The sequence below is a fragment of the Parvularcula bermudensis HTCC2503 genome, from assembly GCF_000152825.2.
GTDB classification, from domain to species: domain Bacteria; phylum Pseudomonadota; class Alphaproteobacteria; order Caulobacterales; family Parvularculaceae; genus Parvularcula; species Parvularcula bermudensis.
In genome coordinates this window covers 59,145-76,686 of the sequence record NC_014414.1, presented here as the reverse complement: position 1 = coordinate 76,686, position 17,542 = coordinate 59,145, and the positions used below count along the sequence as shown (strand labels likewise).

At 60.9% G+C, this 17,542-nt stretch carries 16 protein-coding genes; 6 read left to right on the top strand and 10 right to left on the bottom strand.

What is annotated here, in order from left to right; genetic code table 11:
• Nucleotides 1-16: 16 nt before the first annotated feature.
• From PB2503_RS00375 to PB2503_RS00360, 4 genes are read right to left on the bottom strand one after another with little or no spacing between them, the layout of a single operon-like run.
• Nucleotides 17-1,342 carry a TCR/Tet family MFS transporter gene (locus tag PB2503_RS00375; RefSeq protein ID WP_013299229.1) on the bottom strand — a complete coding sequence of 442 codons (1,326 nt, stop codon included), beginning with the start codon at nt 1,340-1,342 and terminating at the stop codon, nt 17-19.
• A complete protein-coding gene (locus tag PB2503_RS00370; protein ID WP_013299228.1) occupies nt 1,339-2,598 on the bottom strand; it encodes an HlyC/CorC family transporter in 1,260 nt (419 codons plus the stop codon). The genes PB2503_RS00375 and PB2503_RS00370 overlap by 4 nt, the downstream gene beginning before the upstream one ends.
• Nucleotides 2,595-3,710 carry a 3-dehydroquinate synthase gene (gene aroB, locus PB2503_RS00365; RefSeq protein WP_013299227.1) on the bottom strand — a complete coding sequence of 372 codons (1,116 nt, stop codon included), beginning with the start codon at nt 3,708-3,710 and terminating at the stop codon, nt 2,595-2,597. Before aroB ends, PB2503_RS00370 begins: the two co-directional genes overlap by 4 nt.
• The gene (locus PB2503_RS00360) at nt 3,707-4,273 is read right to left on the bottom strand and encodes a shikimate kinase (protein ID WP_013299226.1); all 567 of its coding nucleotides are present in this window, start codon (nt 4,271-4,273) and stop codon (nt 3,707-3,709) included. The genes aroB and PB2503_RS00360 overlap by 4 nt, the downstream gene beginning before the upstream one ends.
• 103 nt (nt 4,274-4,376) lie before the next feature.
• Here PB2503_RS00360 and PB2503_RS00355 point away from each other — a divergent pair, with 103 nt between their 5' ends.
• From PB2503_RS00355 to PB2503_RS00345, 3 genes are read left to right on the top strand one after another with little or no spacing between them, the layout of a single operon-like run.
• Nucleotides 4,377-4,754, top strand: coding sequence for a fluoride efflux transporter FluC (locus PB2503_RS00355; protein WP_041535046.1), 378 nt, complete (start codon nt 4,377-4,379; stop codon nt 4,752-4,754).
• Nucleotides 4,751-5,713 carry an RluA family pseudouridine synthase gene (locus PB2503_RS00350; protein ID WP_041534836.1) on the top strand — a complete coding sequence of 321 codons (963 nt, stop codon included), beginning with the start codon at nt 4,751-4,753 and terminating at the stop codon, nt 5,711-5,713. Before PB2503_RS00355 ends, PB2503_RS00350 begins: the two co-directional genes overlap by 4 nt.
• Nucleotides 5,706-6,410 (top strand): ATP12 family chaperone protein, encoded by a 705-nt coding sequence (locus tag PB2503_RS00345; protein WP_013299223.1) that lies wholly within the window; start codon nt 5,706-5,708, stop codon nt 6,408-6,410. The genes PB2503_RS00350 and PB2503_RS00345 overlap by 8 nt, the downstream gene beginning before the upstream one ends.
• On the opposite strand, the gene PB2503_RS00340 is transcribed toward PB2503_RS00345, so the two are convergent.
• The 6 genes from PB2503_RS00340 to PB2503_RS13595 all read right to left on the bottom strand — a co-directional run bounded on the left by PB2503_RS00340 (nt 6,396) and on the right by PB2503_RS13595 (nt 12,061).
• On the bottom strand, nt 6,396-7,544 hold the full coding sequence (locus tag PB2503_RS00340) for an alanine racemase (protein WP_013299222.1): 1,149 nt from the start codon (nt 7,542-7,544) through the stop codon (nt 6,396-6,398). The genes PB2503_RS00345 and PB2503_RS00340 overlap by 15 nt on opposite strands.
• Nucleotides 7,545-7,574: 30 nt before the next feature.
• A complete protein-coding gene (locus PB2503_RS00335) occupies nt 7,575-9,053 on the bottom strand; it encodes a replicative DNA helicase (protein ID WP_013299221.1) in 1,479 nt (492 codons plus the stop codon).
• A gap of 241 nt (nt 9,054-9,294) precedes the next feature.
• Nucleotides 9,295-9,912, bottom strand: a complete 618-nt coding sequence (gene rplI, locus PB2503_RS00330; protein WP_013299220.1) for a 50S ribosomal protein L9 — start codon at nt 9,910-9,912, stop codon at nt 9,295-9,297.
• A 3-nt stretch (nt 9,913-9,915) separates the two neighbouring features.
• A complete protein-coding gene (gene rpsR, locus PB2503_RS00325; protein ID WP_013299219.1) occupies nt 9,916-10,140 on the bottom strand; it encodes a 30S ribosomal protein S18 in 225 nt (74 codons plus the stop codon).
• Between the two features lie 17 nt (nt 10,141-10,157).
• Nucleotides 10,158-10,490, bottom strand: a complete 333-nt coding sequence (gene rpsF, locus PB2503_RS00320) for a 30S ribosomal protein S6 (RefSeq protein ID WP_013299218.1) — start codon at nt 10,488-10,490, stop codon at nt 10,158-10,160.
• Nucleotides 10,491-10,912: 422 nt separating this feature from the next.
• Nucleotides 10,913-12,061 carry a mechanosensitive ion channel family protein gene (locus tag PB2503_RS13595; protein ID WP_013299217.1) on the bottom strand — a complete coding sequence of 383 codons (1,149 nt, stop codon included), beginning with the start codon at nt 12,059-12,061 and terminating at the stop codon, nt 10,913-10,915.
• A gap of 112 nt (nt 12,062-12,173) precedes the next feature.
• On the opposite strand from PB2503_RS13595, the gene PB2503_RS00310 reads away from it, so the two are divergent.
• The 3 genes from PB2503_RS00310 to mfd all read left to right on the top strand — a co-directional run bounded on the left by PB2503_RS00310 (nt 12,174) and on the right by mfd (nt 17,540).
• Nucleotides 12,174-13,355, top strand: a complete 1,182-nt coding sequence (locus PB2503_RS00310) for a pyridoxal phosphate-dependent aminotransferase (protein WP_041534835.1) — start codon at nt 12,174-12,176, stop codon at nt 13,353-13,355.
• 122 nt (nt 13,356-13,477) lie between these two features.
• Nucleotides 13,478-13,927, top strand: coding sequence for a Dps family protein (locus tag PB2503_RS00305; protein WP_013299215.1), 450 nt, complete (start codon nt 13,478-13,480; stop codon nt 13,925-13,927).
• A 121-nt stretch (nt 13,928-14,048) separates the two neighbouring features.
• Nucleotides 14,049-17,540, top strand: a complete 3,492-nt coding sequence (gene mfd, locus PB2503_RS00300; protein ID WP_013299214.1) for a transcription-repair coupling factor — start codon at nt 14,049-14,051, stop codon at nt 17,538-17,540.
• The last annotated feature ends 2 nt before the right edge of the window (nt 17,541-17,542 follow it).

Sequence of the window (17,542 nt, the reverse complement as noted above, 5' to 3'; positions counted from 1 at the left end):
AGGCCCCGTTCGCCTGTTAGGCGGTCCCGGCGTCTTGGGCGGCAATCGGCTCAGGCGGCGCGGGGCGATTCCTTCGGGCACCCCAGAGAAACAGGGCGCCGGAGGCGAAGAGAAACAGGCTCGCCACCGCATAGGGCGCGCCGGGGAAATCCTGTCCCTCCGTACGATCGGTGAAAGCTGCGAAGATCTGGGTCATCATCAGAGGGCTGAAGGCCATGGTGATGCTGGACAGGCTGGCGATGGCGCCCTGCAATTCCCCTTGGGCGTCTTCGGCGGTGGCCTTGGTCATCTTTGCTTGCATGCCGGGCATCATGAAACCGCCAAGGGCGCCGACGGTGATCCAGACATAGACCCACGGTCCGGCCGGGGTGAAGAACGCATAGCCGAGGGTGGAGAGAGCCATGGCCACGCTGCCGATCACGACCGCCCGGGTTTCGCCGAGGGCTGGGATCGCCTTCCGGGTCAGATATCCCTGAACGACCGCGGCCGTGATCCCGACATAAGAAAGGGAAAGGGAAATCGAGAGGGCTGACCAGCCGAATTTGGCCGTCGTATAGAAAGCCCAGACGGCGGGAAAAGAATGATGCGCAACCTGCATCAGGAAATAGGCCCCCATAATGACGAGGACCGTCCGATTCCGGCTGACGGAGATCAGCCCCCCAATGGGGTTGGCCCGACGCCAATCAAAGGCGCGCCGACGCTCCACGGGTAGGGATTCGGGAAAGGCGGTCAGCCCAAAGATAAAATTTGCGAAGATAACGACACTGGCCAGCAGAAACGGATAGCGGGGACCGAAGGCCGTCAGCGCAGAGGCAACCCCGCTATCACTGGGGAAGAGAATGGCGAGACTAGGGCCGTAGGCGGCGGCTAGTCCCCCAAGAACCGGTCCGATAATGAACCCAAGGCCAAAAGCGGCACCGATGATCCCGAAATTTTGGGCCCTTTTCTCCGGCGGCGAGACATCGGCAATGAAGGCCCCGGCGGTGCTGAATGTCGCTGCCGTCGCCCCGGAGAGAAGCCGACCGAGGACCAGCCACCCAAAGGTCGGGACAAAGGCCATCAGAAGGAAATCGATGCCGTAGAAGAACAACGAGACCAGAATGACGGGGCGCCGACCGTATTGGTCGGAAAGCGCGCCGATGACCGGCGAGAACAAGAACTGCATCGCCGCATAGGCGAACATGAGATAACCGTAGAGACGGGCACTCTCCCCCTCCGCAAAGCCCGTCAGGTCGGTCAACAGCGCGGGCATGACGGGCAGGATGATGCCCACACCGATCATGCTCAACAGTACGGTGATAAAGATGAAGACAAGCGCCCGGCGAGGGGCTGGAGCGCTCATCGTTTAACGGCGTCCAGGGGCACCACCCGCAGGCTTGTCACCTGATTTCGCCTTTTTTTGAGGACTTCGAACCGATATCCGAAAAAGGAGAAGATCTGTCCGACATCGGGGATGCAGCGTCCTTCGTGAATGACCAGGCCGGCGATGGTCACGGCTTCTTCATCGGGCAACCGCCAATCCATCATCCGATTGAGATCGCGAATGGTGACCGTCCCGTCCACGATGACCGATCGGTCGGCCTGGCGCTTCACCCCGATGATCGGGGCATCGTATTCATCCTCGATCTCACCGACGATCTCTTCCAAGATGTCCTCCAGGGTTACCAGGCCCTGGATCGATCCGTACTCATCGATGATCATGGCGAAATGCTGCCGTGTGGCTTTGAAGGCGTCGAGTTGTTCCTGAAGCGTCGTGGTCTCGGGCACGAAATACGCTTCCATCGCCAGTTCTCGGATCGAAATGCGGTCAGGGTCGTTTTCGTGCGCCCATAAGGCCCTAAGCAGATCCTTTGCATGAAGGACCCCGATGATATCGTCGGGATTGTCCTTATAGAGAGGAATACGGGTAAACTTCGATTGCAGAACGGCTTCGACGATATCGCGATTGGGTTGGTCGACATCCAACATTTCGATATTCTTACGGTGGATCATGATCTCCTCCACCGTGATGTCGTCGAGCTCGAGCGCACCGCGGATAATGTCCCGAGCCTCTTTTTCCATCTGGCCCTCTTCGTGGTGCAGATCGACCGCGCCTTTGAGTTCCTCATGGGGGGACAGGACGTGGGTGTTTGACACATCGACGCCAAGGGTACTGAGGGTCACCCGAACCACCGCCTGGACCACGGCGGTGACGGGGGCGAATAATCGCACGAGGACCTGCATCGGCACCGCAACGGCCATAGCGAACCGATCGGGGCGGGAGATTGCCGCCGTCTTTGGCATCACCTCGGCGAAGACCAGGACGAGGATGGTCATCACCGCCGTTGCGAGGGCAACGCCAAGACCGCCGGGAAAGATCGACGCGAGGAAACTCGTCGCCAGGGCCGAGGCGAGAATGTTGACGAGGTTGTTGCCCAGAAGGATCGCGCCGATCAGCCGTTCCTTGTCCTCCGTGAGTTTGAGCACGGCGGCGGCCGGGCGGGAACCTTTCAGCTCAAGAGTGCGGATGCGGGCCCGCGACGTCGCCGTCAGCGCCGTCTCCGATCCTGAGAAGAAGGCGGACAGGCAGAGCAGGAACAGAATGAGAATGAGGGTCATGAAGCGCTCGATACGGTCGAAAAGGCGGTCGTCAGAAAGGCCATCAATGCCGTCTCATCGACGCTGCGGACAAGCCGGGCCGCGCCAATGGCCTCAAGCAGGACAAGGCGTAATTGCCCGGCCTCGACTTTCTTATCCTGTTGCATGAAGGCGCGTTGCTCGGCGGCGCTGGTGATCAGCCCCGGAATGTCTTGGGGGCGGGTGGGCAGCCCACTATCGGCGATCATCCGCTCCACACGCTTGGCCTCGGCCTCGGTGATCATCCCGCAGTCAGCGGAAAAGCGCGCGGCGAGCGTCATCCCCACCGCGACACCTTCGCCGTGCAGAAGACGCCCATCATATCCCGCCGCCGCTTCGAGGGCATGGCCGAAGGTATGCCCGAGATTGAGGAGCGCGCGTTCGCCCTTTTCCCGCTCGTCGGCGGCGACGATCCGCGCTTTTTCTTGGACCGAAACCTCGATCGCATAGGCTAATTCGTCTGGCGACTGATCGAGAATGACCTTGCCGTTGGTTTCGAGATAATCGGCGAAGGCCCGATTGCCGAGGAAGCCATATTTGAGGATTTCCGCATAGCCCGCGCGCAATTCCCTGTTCGGCAGGGAGTGAAGCAGGCTGGTATCGGCAACGACGAGGGCAGGCTGGTAGAAGGCCCCGACCAGGTTCTTTCCGGCCCGCGCATTGATGGCGGTCTTTCCCCCGACGGAGCTATCGACCATCGCGAGCAACGTCGTGGGGATCTGCACAAACCGGCACCCGCGCCGTAAGGTCGCGGCGGCAAATCCGGCAAGGTCGCCGACCACCCCCCCGCCAAAGGCGATGACCGTCCCATCACGGCCGACATTGGCCGCCAGGAGGGCCTCGGCCACGCGCTCGAACGAGGCGAAGCTTTTTGAGCCCTCTCCCGGGGGGACGGTGATGACGGGGGCCTCAGCCAACAGGGCCGAAACCTGATGGCCATGCTGGGCCCAGACAGTGTCGTCGGCGACGATGGCGGCCTGTCCACCGCCGACAATCTCTCTCAAGCGTTCGACCGACTGTCCAAGGGCCCCAGGTCCGATCACGACATCATAGGAACGCTCACCAAGGGCGACGGGCACACGGCGGAGGGTCATAGGGTCGCTCCGCCCTCGGCATGACGGTCGAGGGCTTTGATAATCCGGTTCACGGTTTTGAGATGGGGACCCTCAAGGGAGTCAACGACGATGTCCGCTTCGGCATAGACCGGTGCCCGTTCTTTCAGCAAACGCGCCAGGATCTCCCGCGCGTCGCCCTGTTGGAGGAGCGGCCGTGTGGCTTTTTGCGCGGTCCTTTTGACCAGGAGGTCGAGATCGGCCCGCAGCCATATGCTGATTGCCTTCAATTTCACCAACTCTCGGGTCGCGGCGTTCATAAAGGCGCCGCCGCCGGTGGCCAGGACCATCGGCCCTTCGGACAACAGGCGCTCGATAACCTTTCGCTCGCCCTCTCGGAAATAGCCTTCGCCATAGGTCTCGAAGATATCGGCGACGGACATATTCGCCGCGTCCTCGATCTCCTCATCGGCATCCTTGAAGGGCAGAGCCAAGAGCTCGGCAAGACGACGGCCCACCGTGGTCTTCCCCGCGCCCATCAAGCCGATGAGCACGACGGGTCGTGAGATGGTCAGCGAGGAGGGACGGGGGGAGGGGGACGTCATCACTTCGAACTTTGCGCGGGTCTCACCTGATAGCGAACCTCTGCATCGGACGAAAGCCCGGGGGGCCGGTTGGCGTCGGGCGGTGGGGGAGCTATGCGTCTCCATGGCTTTTCAAACCTATCTGGCCGTTGCGATCGGCGGCGCCATTGGCGCGGTGGCCCGCTTTGGCGTCATACGCAGCCTTACGGCGTGGCACGGCGGGGAGCCCGTTTGGTCGGTTCTAGCCATCAATGTGCTTGGTTCCTTTGGCCTTGGGATGGCCGTTACCGTCCTCGAAGACCGCCAGTCGCCTCTTGCCGCGTTTTTATTGGTGGGATGCTTGGGGGCTTTCACGACCTTCTCGACCTTCGCCCTCGATGCGGTGACCCTTTACAAGGAGCGCGGCAGTACCCTTGCCGGCCTTTATGTCGGCCTGTCGGTGGGACTGGCGATCGCCGGCTTTCTCCTCGGCCATCAGCTCCTGCGATGGGGGCGTCCGTGAGCGGTGTTCAGGAAGTGACGGTGACGTCGGCGGAGGCGGGTCAGCGCCTCGATCGCTGGATGAAACGGCGGTTCCCTGGCGTCACCCAGGGACAAGTCCAAAAATGGCTGCGTAAAGGGCAGGTCCGGCTCAATGGGGGGCGTGTAAAAGCCGATCACCGGGTTGAGAGCGGAGAAGTCGTGCGGGTGCCGCCGATCGATCCCGAAGCCGCCGCCCCGCCGCCGTCCCGCCCTGTTGTGGGCCCCGCCGAGGCCGAGATGATGCGCGGCCTTGTGATCTATGAGGATGACGACATCCTCGCCCTGAACAAGCCTGCTGGCCTTGCCGTTCAGGGGGGGGCGAAAACCCTGATCCATATTGACGGCATGCTCGATGTCTTCGGGGAGGGGGAGGCGCGCCCCCGCCTGGTGCACCGCCTCGACCGGGATACGGGCGGGGTGCTCCTCTTGGCGAAGAGCCGGGCCGTCGCGGCGACGCTAAGCCTTGCCTTCCAACAACATCGCATCGGCAAGACCTATTGGGCGATCACCAAAGGCGTTCCCCATCCCCTGTTCGGTCGTATCGATATGCGGATCGAAAAAGCCGGCGAGCCGGGGCGGGAAAAAATGCGCGGAACCGAACAGGGTCAATCTGCGCTCACGGATTATCAAACGGTGGAAACCGCCGGACAGAAGGCGGCCTTTCTCGCCCTTCGACCCCACACCGGCCGGACCCATCAGATCCGCGTCCATTTGTCGGCGATTGGCACCCCGATTGTCGGTGACCGGAAATATGGGGGAGCCGGAGCGGTGCTTGAGGGCTTGCCGAACCAGATGCATCTCTTCTGTCGGCAAATGCATGTGCCTCGGCGGGGGCGACCGCCCTTGGTGGTCACGGCGGACCTCACCGGAGGAATGGCGACATCATGGTCGATTTTCGGATTTTCGCGACCGGACGATTTGGAGTGGCCCGATGAGTGAAGCGGGACCGAAGCGCTTTTATGAGACCGTGACCGTCGCGGCCGAGGACGGGGTCTATGTCATCAAGCTCGACGGGCGGCCGGCCAAGACACCGGGACGGCACCTTTTGGGCGCAGAAAGCCAAATCCTCGCCGAGGCGCTGGCTGCGGAATGGTCCCAACAGCAAGATATCATCGACCTCACCACGATGCCGCTCACCCGCTTGACCGGCTTTGCCCGCGACGGCGGGGAGGACGCGCGGGGCCCCTGGAGGCAAACGATCCTCGCCTATGCCGGCTCGGACCTTCTTTGCTACCGCGCCCCGGAGACGGGATTGGCGGCCCGGCAGGCAGAGATATGGGATCCCTTTCTGGCCCGCTTCGCCGAAAGGGTCGGCGCCCCCCTGACGGTGACTGAAGGGATCATCGCCGTGGAGCAGGACCCCAAGAGCCTGGCGGCGATCGAGGCGTATCTCGACCCTTATTCCCTTGAGCGCCTATATGCGGCGAAACTGCTGACCGAAATGACGGGGTCGGCGGTGCTCGCCCTTGCCGCCCTCGACGAGGACGCCCCGGCGCACGAGATTTTCGCGGCGTCGCGCCTCGATGAAACCTTCCAGGCCGAACGCTGGGGCATCGATGCCGAGGCGGCGATCAGGGAGGCGAGCCTAAGGCGCGACTTCGAGGATACGCTCCGCTTTGCGTCATTGACCCCCTGATCCGGCGGGGGGGCGAGGCGCCTGGGGGGCGAGCCGATAGATGCGCTCGACCCGCGACCCCACCCCCGTCAACAGGTCATAGCCGATGGTCCCTGCCTGGCGCGCCACGAGATCGAGATCGATCTGTGCCCCCCAAATTTCCGCTTTGTCTCCCCGTGTGACGGGAGAGGGGGCATCAGTGATATCGACGGTGACAAGATCCATCGACACGGCCCCTCGGATGGGGCACAGGCCCCCGCCGAGCCACACGGCCCCGCGATTGGACAAGGCCCGCTGGATGCCGTCGGCATAGCCCGCCCCCAGCACCGCAAGGCGGGTGGGGCGCTCGGCCCGCCAGGTCCCATTATACCCGACGGACTCGCCGCTCCCGATATCGCGGACTTGCAGCACCGATGCCTCAAAGGTGGTGACCTGATCGAGGCCCTGACCCGGCAGGCCGTTGGGCGCCCCGCCATAGAGGGCATAGCCGGCGCGAACGATCTGTTGTTCGGGGGCAAGGCCCAGCAGGATCCCGCCGGAATTGGAGAGGGAGAATTGCGCCTTCGGATAGAGCCGGGCGAGCATCATCCCTGAGGTAAAGAACTTCTCGGCCTGGAGCTCGTTTTCCGGGGCGGTGGGGTCGCCGCTATGGGACAAGTGCATCATGATCAGCTGCACATCGTCTGGGTTGAGACGGGTGTCCTGGGGCAGGCCGCCGGCGTCCTGAAAGCTCATGCCCAGTCGGTTCATGCCGATATCGACGGAGATTCCGCAAGGTCCCCCGCCGCCGGCCACCCAGTCGCCGACATCCTGCCAGTCGCTTAGGATCGGGAGATAACCGACTTTTTCCTGCAGGGCTCTGTCACCATCAAAGCCATTGAGAACGTAAACCCGCGGCGGTGCGTCATCGAAAAACCGCTGGCCGTCGACGAGCAGCGCCAGGGCTTCGCGACAGGTCGCCGTGAAGAAGAGGCGGGCCCCTTTTTCCCGATAGAGCGTCCGGGCGATGGCGTGCATGCCAAGCCCGTAGGCATTGGCTTTGACCACGGGGGCCACGGCACTGGTGCCGCCGGTGCGGCGTTTCAATTCGTCGTAATTACGACCGAGAGCGCCGAGATCGACGGTGAGGGTCGGGGAAGCCGGGGGGGAGGACATACCCCTTTTATGCCTTGCTCGTCGGCCGGCTCAAAGACCAGGATCGGGAAAGCGGTCGGGACTGGCCAAATTCCCAAAGCGTGTGCGGCGCGGATCGAAGGCGAGCTTGACGGTGCCGATGGGGCCGTGGCGCTGCTTGCCAAGGATCACCTCCGCCTGCCCCATCACATCGGACATCTTCTCCTGCCATTCGACATGTTCGGCTGTGCCTTCCTTGGGTTCGGCGCGACCGAGATAATATTCCTCGCGGAACACGAACATGACCACGTCGGCGTCCTGCTCGATCGACCCCGATTCCCGAAGATCGGACAGCTGGGGCCGCTTATCTTCCCGCGCTTCGACCTGCCGCGACAATTGCGACAGGGCGAGGATCGGCACATTCAGTTCCTTCGCCAGGGCTTTCAGCCCCGTGGTGATCTCGGTCAGCTCCTGCACACGGTTATCGCCGGCCTTTTTGGAGCCAGAGAGGAGCTGGAGATAGTCGAGCACGAGAAGATCGAGCCCATGCTGACGTTTCAGGCGTCGGGCCCGCGCGGCGACCTGGCCGATCGACAAGCCGCCGGTATCGTCGATATGCAGCGGGATATCGTTCAACTGGCGCGCCGCTTCGTAGATTTGTTCGAAGTCGGATTGATCGATATCGCCGCGGCGGATTTTCTCCGACGGAATATTCGAGAACTCAGACAGAATACGACCGGCAAGCTGCTCGGCCGACATCTCTAGACTGAACAACCCCACAACCCCGCCGGATTTGGCTTTGATGCTGCCATCGGCCTGGCGTTCGGGCAAATAGGCCTTAGCCGCGTTGACCGCGATATTGGTCGCCAGCGCGGTCTTCCCCATGGAGGGACGTCCAGCGAGAATAATCAGGTCGGAGGGGTGGAGGCCCCCGAGCTTTTCATCGAGATCACGGAGGCCGGTGGACACGCCCGCAAGGCCGCCGCCTCGCTGATAGGCGGCGTTTGTCAGCTCTATTGCGGTCTTGAGGGCGTTCTCGAAGCTCTCAAATCCGCTACCGAAGCGGCCGGTTTCCGCCAGCGCGTAGAGTTTCGCCTCTGCCGCGGCCAATTGCTCCTGCGGATCATCGTCGAGATCGACCGCCTGCGCCTTTTCGATCATATCCGTTCCAAGACGGATCAATCCGCGAGAGGTGGCAAAGTCGAAGACCACCCGGGCATAGTCCTGGGCACCAACGGTCGAGGGAACCGCGCGCGCCAGGTCGCTCAAATACGCCTCGCCGCCAACATCTTTGAAGGCCGGTTCCTGTTCGAGGAAGGTCGCCAGGATCACCGGACTGGCAAGACGCCCGCCGACGATCAATTTTTCGATCGTCTCGTAAATTCGTCCGTGAACCGGGTCATAGAAGTGATCGGACTTGAGAAAAGACGAGACGCGATAAAATACTTCGTTGTCGAATAAAATCGCGCCTAGAACGGCTTGTTCCGCCTCAATCGAAAAGGGGACCTTCGCGTCGGAACCAAAACCTGTGTGAGAGCTGCCATCTGCCATAGGACAAGCGTAGGAGGGGAGGGGCAGGTGGGAAAGTCCCCCTTTTCCACCGACCCCCCGAGGAAGAGGAGAATCGAGGGAAGGTGGTCATCGTTCTGAAAGCGGAAATAGACCGCCCCCCGGACCACGGGAGTGCGCCGCAGACCCGCATAGAAAAGGCGGGCCGTAGCCCGCCTTCGGTATTTGATGTGAGTTCGGTCAGTTAAGCGAACGAGTTCAGACCAAAGATGAACAATGCCCGTCAGGCGCGGTCTTCGGCCTCATCGCTGTGCGCATCCGCCCCTTGGGTGGCCGCCGGGGTCTCGGCCGGCGCCTCGCCGAATTCGTCGAATTCACCAGTCCCAACGACCTGTTCGACGCCTTCTTCTTTCTTGGCGAGAATGTTTTCGCCCCGCTCCTGCGCTTCAGCCTCTTCTTGACTGCGCGCCACATTGATCTTGATGTTCACAATGACTTCAGGGTGAAGCATCACGCGAACGGGGAAAATTCCCAATTCCTTGACCGGCGCGTTCAAAAGGACCTGATTACGCTGAAGCTTCAGCTTTTTCGTGGTCGCAATCTCGGCAATATCCCGTGCGCTGACGGATCCGTAAAGCTGACCCATGTCCGACGCGGACCGGATGACGACAAAGGTTTTGTCCGCGATGGACGACGACAGGCGTTCGGCCTTCTCGCGCGCCTCGGCGTTTTCTTGCTCAATGGCTTCGCGCTGTGCCTCAAAGACCTTGCGATTGGCGTCCGTGGCGCGAAGCGCTTTTTTGCGGGGAAGGAGAAAATTTCGGGCGAACCCATCTTTGACGCTCACTTCGTCGCCGATGGAGCCGAGCTTTTCAACCCGCTCTAGGAGAATGACCTGCATGGATTACTCCGTCGTGTAAGGGAGAAGGGCGAGAAACCGCGCCCGTTTGATGGCACGGGCCAGCTCGCGCTGTTTCTTGGCACTGACGGCGGAAATCCGGGAGGGCACGATCTTGCCCTTTTCCGAGATATAGCGGCCGAGCAGCTTGGGATCTTTATAGTCGATCTTCGGCGCTTTCTCACCGGAGAAGGGGCAGGTTTTCCGACGACGGAAAAATGTTTTAGCCATTTTGGAGGTCCTTTCCCTTAATCGCGGTCGCGTCGCGACATGACCGGCGAGGGCTCATCGTCATGTTCTTCGACCTTCAGGGTCATGAAGCGTAAAATATCTTCCTTGATCCGCATTTGCCGCTCAAGTTCGACGATCGCCTCGGAGGGAGAGTCGATATTCATCAGGCTGTAATGGCCTTTGCGGTTCTTGTTGATCTTGTACTGAAGGTTCCGCAGACCCCAATATTCGGATTTGCGGATCTCGCCGCCGTTTTCGCGAATGATAGTCTGCAATTCGTCGGTCAGCGCCTCAACCTGGGCCGGACTGATATCCTGACGCGCAACAAAGACATGCTCGTATAGAGGCATGGTCACTCCTTTTCTGGCGGCGGAGACATCGGGGCTGGAGGGCCGCGCGACGCCTTCGGCTCGACATACCCGTTGGGACCATCCCGGTGGGAAGCGACCGCCGCTCATGCGAAGGCGGGGTGAAGCAAAAAAACGCTGCGAGGACAAGCGCTTTTCGGGAGCACCTTTTGCGCGATTAACCACTCGTAAAGATTGTGGTCATTATTCTACATATATCGGTGGTAGGGATCAAAGGCAGCTCCCCTCGTGCCTTGCCCTCCTCAGCCCCACCGGTACCCGGAGGACGCATCCTCCATGGCAGCGGCCCGGCGCTTACGGTTCCCTTCCTCTTCCCAAAGAGCTCTCGGGCCGCTGTCTCCCCTTAAACGGGGCGCCTTCTGAAAAGGGATGGCCCCACAAAATTGCGGCGCCTTATCGCGGGGTCAGGTGCTCTGCCCGGTCGCCCATTCCCCTTCGATAAAGAGGGTTTGCGTCGGATAGGCGAATTCTGCGCCGAGGTCCTCGAAAAGCTTGTGGATGTCGAGGAGGATATCCTGCTGAAGATCCATGTGCTGGGCGTAATCACGGGAGAGCACGTAATAGACCGTTTCGAATGTGATCGCGCTGTCGCCATATCCGGACATATGGCTGCGATCGAAGCGCACGCCTTCCCGTCCTTCCAACAGCTCACGCAGTCGCTCCGGCAAAATCTCGAGCACCCGCCGAGGGGTTTGGTAGGTCACGCCAAGCGTTTGCACGACCCGCCGCTCATTCATGCGACGGAAATTCTTGATCACATTGGAAAGCAGGTCGTCGTTCGAGACGACAAGCTGCTCTCCCGACAGGGAGGTCAGCCGGGTCGTGCGAAGACCGATCTTTTGAACCGTCCCCAGAAAGCCCGACCAAGCGATGAAATCCCCTTTCACGAAGGGCTTGTCGAGGATGATCGACAGACTCGCAAAGAGGTCCCGAAAGACGCTCTGGGCCGCAAGACCAATGGCAAGCCCCCCAACCCCGAGGCCGGCGATCAAGGCGCCAACATCCTGCCCCAAATTCTGGAGGATGAAGATGACCGCAATGGCAAAGATCGCAAAATTCGCGAAGAGGGTGATCAGCGACCGGGCGTTTTCGAGGGTCGATTCTTCCTCGGCGGTATTGGCAACGAGACTGTTCAGCAGCGCCTTGACGATCACCCGTGCCCAGAAGGCCACCTGGAGCGCCGCTGCGATGATGAAGACATAGCCGATGACGGCAGACCAGCGGTCTGACAAATCATCGATAAAGAATGGGCGGGTGACGACGAATGAAAAAACCAGCAAGAACAACGAATTCGTTGCGGCGAATAGGCGTGAGATAATGTTGCGGACCGATTTCTGCGGCAATTTTGACGACTGGAAAATGCCAGAGAGAATCGACCGCAATAGGCGCAAGACGAGGAAGATTCCCACCGCGACGGCCGCCCAGATGGCCCATTGCGTGCCGGACCCAAGAAGCCACGACCAGGTCTCCTGCGCCGATTGGGTGACGGACGACACCACGCCGTCAACCGTTACTGAAGGATCCGCCTGGGCTTGAATCAGGTGAAACCGCATGAATGTTCCCCGCCATTTCTCAACAGTTTACCCAACAAGCGACGAGGACAGGGGGGTTCCCGGCCATTCGGCGCTTGTCAGGGCGATGCAGTCGCCGCATTGACGACCCACCATGGAAATATCTCTCTCCGGCGACATAGCGCGTGTCGGCCCATCGGCGACAATGGCGGTTACGCAAAAAGCACGAGATCTCCAAGCGGCGGGGCGAGATGTCCTCACCTTGTCGATGGGGGAGCTCGATTTTGAGACGCCTGCGCCGGTCAAAGAGGCCGCGATCGCGGCGATTGCGGCGGGGGAGACCCGCTATACGGCCGTGGACGGGACACCTGCGCTCAAAGCGGCGATCACGGAAAAATATCGGCGAGATCACGATTTTCTCCTTTCGCCCGAGGAAATCGTCGCCACGACCGGCGGCAAATTCCTGATCTATGCCGCTCTCCGGGCGACGTTAGAGCCTGGCGATGAGGTGATCATTCCGTCGCCCTACTGGGTCAGCTATCCCGGGATCGTCCGGATGTGCGGGGCCGTGCCGGTAATCCTTGCCACCCAAGCGGGGCAGGGGTTTTTGCCCGATCCCCAGACCCTTAAGGCGACCATGACGCCGAAGACGCGCTGGATTCTTCTCAATTTCCCCAACAATCCCAGCGGCGCGACCCTTCCTCTTGAGCATGCGGCAGCCCTTGCCGAGGTCATCGAGGCGCACCCCCGGGCCCTGGTTCTGAGTGACGATATCTATGAACTCATCCGGTTTGACGCATCGCCGCCCGGTCCGCTCTTTGCGAAGATGAAGGGGATGCGCGAGCGGACGCTGACGGTGAACGGGGTTTCCAAGAGCCATGCGATGACGGGCTGGCGTCTCGGCTTCGGCGCCGGTCCTGCCCCCCTTATGGCGGCGATCCGCCGGGTGGCGGGACAGACAACCTCGAACCCCTGTTCGATCAGTCAAGCCGCGGCTGTCGCTGCGCTTGGGATGGAGCCTTCCTTCTTGACCGATTGGCGGACGGCGTTGCGGACCCGTCGCGACCTCGTCGTTCGCACGCTCAACCGGATTGAGGGGATCAGCTGCCTTTCCCCCAGCGGGGCGTTCTATGTCTTTCCGGATATCAACGGCGTTGTGAAGCGGAAGGGGCTGGCGGATGACACGGCCTTTTGCACGGCCCTATTAGATGAGGAGGCGCTGGCCCTCGTGCCGGGGAGCGCCTTTGGGGCGCCGGGATTTGTCCGCCTGTCATTTGCCGCGGCCGATAGCGTCCTTGAGGAGGCAATGGGACGTCTCAAACGCTTTTGCGCCTGAGGTCATGGACCATGCTGTTCCACCGAAATAATCGAAACGCCATGCTGACGGACTGAATTGCGGCGGTGTTCGGCAATCCCCATACATTGGAGGAGTGATTTCGACCGATAAGGAGGTTGACCATGGCTACGACCGAAACCATCGCCCAAAAACTGCTTCAGGTGCTTGGCAACACCTATGTGCTCTACGGCAAGACCCACAGCTATCACTGGAATGTGACCGGCGCGCGCTTCCACGCTCTGCATAATTTGTTCGAGGAACATTATCGCGCAATGTGGGAGAGCCTCGATGATATCGCCGAGCGGATTCGCACGCTTGGCGTGACAGCGCCGCTCTCCACGCGGGAAATGGCCGAAGCCTCGTCGATCAAGGAGAACGATAACGCGGTGCCGAGCGCCGACACGATGCTGCAAAACCTCGTCTCAGATCACACAACATGGCTTGAGGATGCGGAAGGCGCCCTCGACGAAGCCTCCGATGTGGGTGACACGGGGACCGAGGATTTGCTCAGTACCTTGATCGCCGCGCACGAAAAAATGCGGTGGATGCTGAAAAGCTCTATCGACGACTAAGCGTCGCTCCTCCCTTGTCGCCGCGGCGGGGGCTAGCTATCAGTCACGCCGTTTAAATCAGGTGAGCGCCTGAGGGAGCGAAATCCTCCCTTGGGCGCTTTTCTGTCGGGAAGGAATGACCATGGCGCTTGTTTCGGCGACGTCTTCTATCTCCGCCGAGCGGGCGTGGCAGGAACCGGGGCCCCTTACCGTCCATGGCGCCCCGGAGGGCGCCGACGCCTTGATCATCGCGCAGGCGGTGTCTCAGGCGGGGGGGCTTATCGTGCATATTGCGCGGGACGCCAGTCGTGCGGCGGCTTTGGCGGGGAGCCTGGCTTTTTTCGCGCCGCAGGTGCCGATTGTGCGCTTTCCCGCATGGGATTGTCTGCCCTATGATCGGCTGTCGCCGTCGCCGGAGATTGTGGCGGCCCGAATGGCGGCGCTTTCGACCCTCAATGCCCATAATGGCAAGACGCCGCTGGTCATCGTGACGACTGTGAACGCGATGACCCAGCGGGTGCCCAGCCAGGCATTGATCTCGACGGCCAGCTTCTCGGCCCGTCCCGGCGCATCCGTCTCAATGGACGAATTGATCAGTTTCCTGACGATGAACGGCTATGCCCGCGCCTCGACGGTCAGGGAGCCTGGTGATTATGCCGTAAGGGGGGGATTGATCGATTTGTTCCCGCCGGGAACGGACGAGCCCCTTCGTCTCGACTTTTTCGGCGATACGCTGGAGACGATCCGCGCCTTCGATCCCAATACGCAGATGACGACGCATCAGCGACAGGATGTGCACCTTTCGGCGGCCTCCGAAGCGTTGCTGAATGATGAGACGATTTCGCGATTTCGTTCCGGCTATCTCGCGCAATTCGGTGCCCCAGGGGACGATCCCGTTTATGAAGCGGTGTCGGCCGGTCGCCGTCAGGCGGGGATGGAGCATTGGTTACCGCTGTTCTATGACGGTCTCGAAACGGTTTTCGATCACCTCGGCGACGCCCTCGTCTTCGTTGACCATCTGGGGGACGAGGCGGCGCGCGAGCGGTTCGATCAAATCGCCGATTATTATGAGACCCGCCGCGAGGACATGACCGCGCGGGAGGACCAAAAGGGCGGCCTCGATATCGTGCCCTATCGGCCGATGCCGCCGGATAGGCTCTATATCACCCCGGCGGAATGGGATGCGGCATTGACGGCAACCCGCCTTCGTCCGTTAACGCCCTTTTCGGCGCCCGAGGGGAAGAGAGCCTTCGATTTTGGGGCCAAGAAGGGACGGCCCTTTACCGCCGAGAGGGCTGCGGGACAAAATGTCTTCGAAGCCGTCGCGGCGCATATCGCCGCCATGCGAAAAAGCCGGAAGGTCATTATCGCGGGATGGACCGCTGGGTCTGCGGACCGACTGAAAAGCGTTCTGGCCGATCACGACGTCGACGGCATGACGTCCGCCCTGTCCTGGCCGGAGGCCAAGGACCAGCCTTTGCCGGTTGTCGCTCTCCCCCTCGAAAACGGTTTTGAGACGGATGATTTGTGCTTTATCGCCGAACAAGACATTCTCGGCGATCGCCTCGTTCGACGAAGCAAGACAAAGCGGGCGGATAATTTCCTCACCGAAGCGTCATCGCTGTCCGTCGGTGATTTGATCGTCCATGTGGATCACGGGATCGGTCGCTATGACGGGCTTGAAACCCTTGAGGTTGGCGGCGCGCCCCATGATTGTCTGATCCTCACCTATCAGAAGGGAGACAAGCTCTTCCTCCCGGTGGAGAACATCGAGTTGTTGAGCCGTTTCGGCTCTGATGACCCAAGTCATCCCCTCGACCGCCTGGGCGGGGGGGCCTGGCAGTCGCGCAAGGCGAAAATGCGCGAGCGTATCCGGCTGATGGCGGAGGAATTGATTGCCATCGCTGCGAAACGGGCCGCCCGCCGGGCCGAGGAGCTCGCGCCGCCCTCGGGGGCTTACGACGAATTTGCCGCTCGCTTTCCCTATACCGAAACCGACGATCAATTGAACGCCATCGACGATGTCATCAGCGATCTCAGCCGCGGACGACCCATGGACCGATTGGTGTGCGGTGATGTCGGGTTCGGGAAGACCGAAGTCGCCTTAAGGGCGGCGTTTGTCGCCGCCATGAGCGGTCGGCAAGTGGCGGTCATCGCCCCGACGACATTGTTGGTGCGTCAACATTTTCGCGGTTTCGTCGAACGTTTTCAGGGGTTTCCGGTCAAGATTCGGCAGTTGTCGCGCTTCGTAAGCGCCAAGGAGGCGAGCGCCACGCGCGAGGGCATCAAGAATGGCGATGTCGATATCGTGATTGGGACCCATGCCTTGTTGAGCAAGCACGTGGCGTTTCGCGATCTCGGCCTCCTGATTATCGATGAAGAACAGCATTTTGGGGTGAAGCACAAAGAGCGTCTGAAGGAATTTCGCGGCGACACCCATGTCTTGACCCTGACGGCGACGCCGATCCCCCGGACCTTGCAACTCTCCATGGCGGGGATTCGGGATCTGTCCCTGATTGCCACCCCGCCGGTGGACCGCTTGGCCGTCAGAACGACGATCGGCCCCTTTGACCCGGTCGTGGCGCGGGAGACCTTGTTGCGTGAGCATTATCGCGGGGGGCAAAGTTTTTATGTGGTGCCCAGACTTTCCGATATCGACACGGTAGCAGACTTCCTTCGCCATCAAGTGCCGGAGATCAAGTTTGAAATCGGCCACGGGCAGATGTCCGCGACGGAACTCGAAGACGTGATGAACGGCTTCTATGACGGCAAATTCGATGTGCTGCTGGCAACGACGATTATCGAAAGCGGTATCGATGTGCCTACGGCGAATACCCTCGTCGTCCATCGTGCGGATATGTTCGGCCTCGCTCAGCTCTATCAAATCCGGGGGCGGGTCGGCCGCTCGAAACAGCGGGCCTATGCCTATTTGACGACGTCACCGCGAAAGAAGATGACCGAGGGCGCCGAAAAGCGACTGAAAGTGCTTCAGAGCCTCGATACGCTGGGGGCGGGATTTACTCTCGCCAGTCACGACCTCGATATTCGTGGGGCGGGCAACCTTTTGGGGGAAGAGCAATCGGGCAATGTCAAAGATGTGGGCGTCGAACTCTATCAGCATATGCTGGAAGAGGCGGTCGCCAATCTGCGCGACGGGAATGACGAGACGGATGAGACCTGGTCACCGACGATCAATATTGGGACCGCGGTCCTGATCCCCGATCATTATGTCGCCGATCTGGACGTCCGAATGTCTCTTTATCGTCGGCTCTCGGATTTAACGGCGTCCGAAGAGATCGAAGCTTTCGCCGCAGAACTGATCGACCGGTTCGGGCCGTTGCCGAGCGAGGTGGACCATTTGCTCCAGATCGTCGGCATCAAGATGCTCTGTCGGCGGGCGAATGTGGAGAAGATTGATGCCGGGCCGAAGGGGGCAGTCATCGGCTTCCGCAAAGAAGCCTTTCCCAATCCGATCGGCCTCGTCAATTATCTCAGTTCAAGTCCCCTCGACCTCAAGGTCAGGGCCGACCAGAAACTTGTGTTCAAACAGGAATGGCCGAACGAGACCTTTCGGTTGAAAGGATGCCGAAAAATCCTGACGATCCTTGCGAAAATTGCCGAAGAAGACGCCTGAGG

Bases quoted from the DNA above. Each gene is read 5' to 3' on its own strand.
- rplI (WP_013299220.1), bottom strand. From the start codon at position 9,912: ATGCAGGTCATTCTCCTAGAGCGGGTTGAAAAGCTCGGCTCCATCGGC.
- PB2503_RS00305 (WP_013299215.1), top strand. From the start codon at position 13,478: ATGGCTACGACCGAAACCATCGCCCAAAAACTGCTTCAGGTGCTTGGC.
- rpsF (WP_013299218.1), bottom strand. From the start codon at position 10,490: ATGCCTCTATACGAGCATGTCTTTGTTGCGCGTCAGGATATCAGTCCG.
- aroB (WP_013299227.1), bottom strand. From the start codon at position 3,710: ATGACCCTCCGCCGTGTGCCCGTCGCCCTTGGTGAGCGTTCCTATGAT.
- PB2503_RS00375 (WP_013299229.1), bottom strand. From the start codon at position 1,342: ATGAGCGCTCCAGCCCCTCGCCGGGCGCTTGTCTTCATCTTTATCACC.
- rpsR (WP_013299219.1), bottom strand. From the start codon at position 10,140: ATGGCTAAAACATTTTTCCGTCGTCGGAAAACCTGCCCCTTCTCCGGT.
- PB2503_RS00310 (WP_041534835.1), top strand. From the start codon at position 12,174: ATGGAAATATCTCTCTCCGGCGACATAGCGCGTGTCGGCCCATCGGCG.
- PB2503_RS00335 (WP_013299221.1), bottom strand. From the start codon at position 9,053: ATGGCAGATGGCAGCTCTCACACAGGTTTTGGTTCCGACGCGAAGGTC.
- PB2503_RS00340 (WP_013299222.1), bottom strand. From the start codon at position 7,544: ATGTCCTCCCCCCCGGCTTCCCCGACCCTCACCGTCGATCTCGGCGCT.
- PB2503_RS00370 (WP_013299228.1), bottom strand. From the start codon at position 2,598: ATGACCCTCATTCTCATTCTGTTCCTGCTCTGCCTGTCCGCCTTCTTC.
- mfd (WP_013299214.1), top strand. From the start codon at position 14,049: ATGGCGCTTGTTTCGGCGACGTCTTCTATCTCCGCCGAGCGGGCGTGG.
- PB2503_RS00345 (WP_013299223.1), top strand. From the start codon at position 5,706: ATGAGTGAAGCGGGACCGAAGCGCTTTTATGAGACCGTGACCGTCGCG.
- PB2503_RS00355 (WP_041535046.1), top strand. From the start codon at position 4,377: ATGGCTTTTCAAACCTATCTGGCCGTTGCGATCGGCGGCGCCATTGGC.
- PB2503_RS00360 (WP_013299226.1), bottom strand. From the start codon at position 4,273: ATGACGTCCCCCTCCCCCCGTCCCTCCTCGCTGACCATCTCACGACCC.
- PB2503_RS13595 (WP_013299217.1), bottom strand. From the start codon at position 12,061: ATGCGGTTTCACCTGATTCAAGCCCAGGCGGATCCTTCAGTAACGGTT.